Source organism: Mycobacterium sp. (assembly GCF_049585075.1).
Taxonomy (GTDB): domain Bacteria; phylum Actinomycetota; class Actinomycetes; order Mycobacteriales; family Mycobacteriaceae; genus Mycobacterium.
Map to the genome: position 1 here is coordinate 1 of NZ_JBAUZA010000272.1, position 3,822 is coordinate 3,822.

Genomic DNA, 3,822 nt, shown 5'->3' on the forward strand with positions numbered 1-3,822 from the left:
ATCAAGGCACGTCCCAGGCTCCAACCGGTGAGCGTCGGCAAGATCACCCGGTTGGCCATGGTCAGCAGCGCCGCGGCGGCCAAGACGGAAACGCTTAACCACCACCAGACGCTACGTAGCGGCACCGCCAACCACACCAACACCATCGTCGTCAGCACCGCGAGGCCGGGCAACACATCAACAAAGAAGGCCGCAGCCCGAATATGCCAGCACGCCAGCTCGTTCGACGCTGCGTCGTCGACTGCCGGTGTGGTCTCGGTCTTTTCGACCACCACCGTCACTTGGCCACCTGGTCAAGCTTCGCGATCCGGTACCTGCCCTCGTCGGCAACCATCGTGACCCGCAACCGGTAGCCCACTTCTTGGTTCTGCGCTGCGCTGTTGGACACCTTGACGCGCAGCGGCACCAACACATCGACCGAGCCGTCGTCGTTGTTGTGTTCCACTGCCGCGCGCAGATCCGACACCTGGACCTGAGCGTTGGCAGCCTGATACGCCTCGACGAGCAAACTGCTGTACAAAATCGCTTGCGAGCGGTAAGCCCCGGTGCCACATTCGATCATCTTCTGCGCTGCAGTGGCCATCGCTTGGGTATCGGGCGCCTGGGTTGCGGTTACGCAATCCTTAGCGGCCTCCAGGGCCGCGGCATCGCGGCGCGCGAGGGCCTGACTGTCGCGGTCAGATCGCAGCGCCAGGTAGCCGCCGGCGCCCAGACCGCCGGCCAGCACGACGAGCGCTGCTGCGATGCCGACTAGCCAGCCGCGGCCCAGACGTGAGGGGCTTCTACCGTCGTTGGCTGACCCGGCCGCATCCTCTGCGTCGGTGTCGACGTCCGATTCCGCTGAATCCTCCGCGGCGGCGTCGTGGTCCAGATCCGACTCGTCCGTCGCCTCGCTGCTGGTCTGCTCGGCTGCGGCCTCGACCTCCACCTCCGAAGCCGAATCCTCGGTCTCGTTCGGATTCAGCCGGCCGGCGCCAGCATCGCCTTCCATCCGTCATCTCCTGTATTGCTCGAGTTGTTGACGGAGTACTTGGAACCGTCAGGGCCCACCACCTCGCCACTCATCGGACTATAGGAAGCGGCCGGTGGCCCGCCCGGAGTGTAGACGCAGGGGTTGGGCTGCTGCCCGTTGCACTGCACGCTACCGGTACCCGGCCGCTGCAACGGATCGCTCTTGGGTGGCGGTGTCAGACCTCCCGGCGGCAGCCGGTCGGCAGGCAGCGGGTTCAGCCCGTTATTGACCGACGGCGCCGGTATCACGTGGCCGGGATCCACCGGCTGATCACAGCGGGCCCCAGGCGCCGGGCAGTTCCGGATCTGGTTGGGGTCGCCGAACCACGGGTTGGTGCCCATCGGCACGTAGGGTGCGTTGCTTCGGCAGTCCCGCGGTGTGGGCGCGCGTTTGCCCGGCACATCCATACACGGCATGTTGCGCGCTCCGCGGACCGCGTTCGCCTGGAAATCCTGCGGGATGCTGCAGTAGTTTCCCTCCCGCAATGGCGCGATGCTGGTATCCGCCGGCGCGCGCCACTCTGGTGCCGGCCTAAAACCGGTCAAACAGGGCGGCGGGTAGTTGATCGCCAGCGACAGGTCAAGCGCCGCCATGTGGTCCTTCTCGTACGGCGCGGAGATCGCCTGCACGATCGACCCCAGCTGCGGCAAGAACACCAGCAGCTGCTCGACGCCGGGGTGGTAGCGCTTGAGCATGTCGATCACGATCTCAAGGTTGGCCAGGGTCTGCGGCAGCGAGTCGCGGACGCCGCTGAAGACCGTGTTGACCTGATCGGCAGTTGGCGCCGCTTGGGCGAGCACGCTTTTCAGATGCGAGTCCTCTTCAGCGGACTCCCGACCCAGAATGTTCAGGTTGTGCGCCCAGCGGTCGATCGCGCTGCTGGAGGTTGCCTGGCTGTCCAGGATCGGGGCGGAGTTCTGAATAATGTCGTCGACGTCGTTGATGTTGGTTTTGAAGTCGCTGACGATCGCCTGAGTGGAGTCGACCAGCCGCTGCAACGCCGGCCCCAATCCGCCGACTGCCTCGGCAGTCTCATCGAGCAGCTGGCTGATCTTCTCCTTCGGCAGCACTTCCAGCCCGCGGTTGGCGGTGTCCAGCGCCGGGCCGATCTCGCTCGGCACCGTGCCGTTGGTGATGGTCTGCCCTGGCGAGAAGAACCTGCCCGGGTTGCCTGACGACACCAAGTCCAGATACTGCTCACCGACCGCTGACACCGAATGCACGTTCGCCGAGGCGTTAGCCGGAATCTTGTACCGGCTATCGATGCTCATCGTCGCCTGAGCACCCCGCTCGGTGGGCTCGACGTCGGTCACCTTGCCGATAGTGATGCCGCGGTAGGTCACGTTGGCCGTGGGGTACAGGCCGCCGGAGGCCGGCAGATCGGCCTTCAGCTGGTACTGGCCAATGCCCATCAGGGTTGGAATGCGCAAGTAGTACCAACCCAGCACCAGCAGGGCAACCACGGTCAGGATCGAGAACAGGATCAGCTGGCGCCTGATAAAACGAGTCAGCATTGCCGGTCCGCCCTCTCCACCAGTGGTCCCCCAGGGGCGTCGTTCGGGTTCGTCGTGTAGCGCACGTCGGGGATCATCGTGGCGGGGTCCCGACCATACGACTGCTCCAGTGCGCGCAATGCGCCCGAGAACCCGGTGCCGGTCAGGAACGCGTTGTCAACTGCCGACAACGACGTGTCGACCTCAAGCGACGAGTTCATGAAGTCGCCGCGGATCAGCTTCGGAGCGCTGTCGAGGTCGAACGGTGCGGTGAAGATCAACTTCAACGCGCCCAGCAGATCAGGCGAGGCCTTACCCAATTCCTTGAGCGGGCACTGCAGCAACTGCAGATCCTGATGCAGCGGTCCGCGCGCTTCACCCAGGTATAGCGCGGCAGCCTGGCTGAGCTGGCCCACCGACTCGACCGCGTCGATCAAGTGCTGCTGATAGTCCTTGTTCGCGAAGTACTTGATCACCGGCGGGAACTCGGTCAATGCCCGATCCAGAACATCGGATCGTTTAGCCACGTAGGCCAGCAGCCGGTTGGTCGAGTCGATCGCGTGGGTGATGTCGTCGCGCTGCTCGTTGAGTTGGCGGGTGAAGGTGTCCAGCTTGCCGAGGAAGGCGCGGATCTGTGGTCCCCGGCCCGACAGGATGTTGTTGACCTCGTTTTGCAGGGTCTCCAAATTCGGGAGACCGCCGCCCCGCACGATCAGGGCCAGACTGGCGAGCGTCTGCTCGGTGCTGGGGTAGGCCGACGAATTCTTCAGCGGGATCGTGTCGCCGTTCTTGAGCAGGTGCGGCGACGCGTCGCGCGGCGCAGCCAGCTCGATGTGCTGAGAGCCCAGCAAGCTGGTCTGCCCGATCTTGGCGGTGGCGTTCTTGGGCAGCTTGACGTTCTTGTCCAAGGCCAGCGTCAGGGTGGCCACCCAATTTTTCAGCTCGATTTTGCGGATGGTGCCGACGAAGACGTCGGCCACCATCACCTTGCTGTTGCCGTTAATAGCCAGCGTGTCCGGCATTTGCACGTAAACCGTGTAAGACCCGCCGCCGGTGCCCGGCCCACCGGGGAGCCGTACGTTCGAGATACCCCGCCACCCGCACGAACTCAGCACCAGCGCGGCCGCCAGCAGAACCAGTCCTTGCCAGGAACGGTGGCGGGCCTGGCTCATCACTCGCCGCACAAGCCGACCGTTCGACTTGCTCCGCGCGCGCCACGCGCTCGTCATGCGCCTCACTGGCCGCCTCCTGCCGGTGCGCCCGCCTCAGCGGGCAGCGGTGGTCCTGCCGGTGCCGGCCCAGGCGCCGGCCCAGAGA

General features: G+C 65.1%; 3 protein-coding genes and 1 pseudogene. All 4 read right to left on the reverse strand.

Features of this window, described 5'->3' with window-relative positions; translation table 11 throughout:
- Positions 1-281, reverse strand: a pseudogene (locus tag WB785_RS13250) (RDD family protein); the annotation flags it as partial.
- On the reverse strand, positions 278-991 hold the full coding sequence (locus tag WB785_RS13255; RefSeq protein ID WP_424079798.1) for a hypothetical protein: 714 nt from the start codon (positions 989-991) through the stop codon (positions 278-280). The gene WB785_RS13255 and the pseudogene WB785_RS13250, both read right to left, overlap by 4 nt.
- Positions 961-2,526 (reverse strand): virulence factor Mce family protein, encoded by a 1,566-nt coding sequence (locus tag WB785_RS13260; protein ID WP_424079799.1) that lies wholly within the window; start codon positions 2,524-2,526, stop codon positions 961-963. Before WB785_RS13260 ends, WB785_RS13255 begins: the two co-directional genes overlap by 31 nt.
- Positions 2,520-3,677, reverse strand: a complete 1,158-nt coding sequence (locus WB785_RS13265) for a virulence factor Mce family protein (protein WP_424079800.1) — start codon at positions 3,675-3,677, stop codon at positions 2,520-2,522. The genes WB785_RS13260 and WB785_RS13265 overlap by 7 nt, the downstream gene beginning before the upstream one ends.
- Positions 3,678-3,822 lie beyond the last annotated feature (145 nt).

What these genes read in the sequence shown, in the direction of transcription:
- WB785_RS13255 (WP_424079798.1), bottom strand. Translation starts at nt 991, where the DNA reads ATGGAAGGCGATGCTGGCGCCGGCCGGCTGAATCCGAACGAGACCGAG.
- WB785_RS13265 (WP_424079800.1), bottom strand. Translation starts at nt 3,677, where the DNA reads ATGAGCCAGGCCCGCCACCGTTCCTGGCAAGGACTGGTTCTGCTGGCG.
- WB785_RS13260 (WP_424079799.1), bottom strand. Translation starts at nt 2,526, where the DNA reads ATGCTGACTCGTTTTATCAGGCGCCAGCTGATCCTGTTCTCGATCCTG.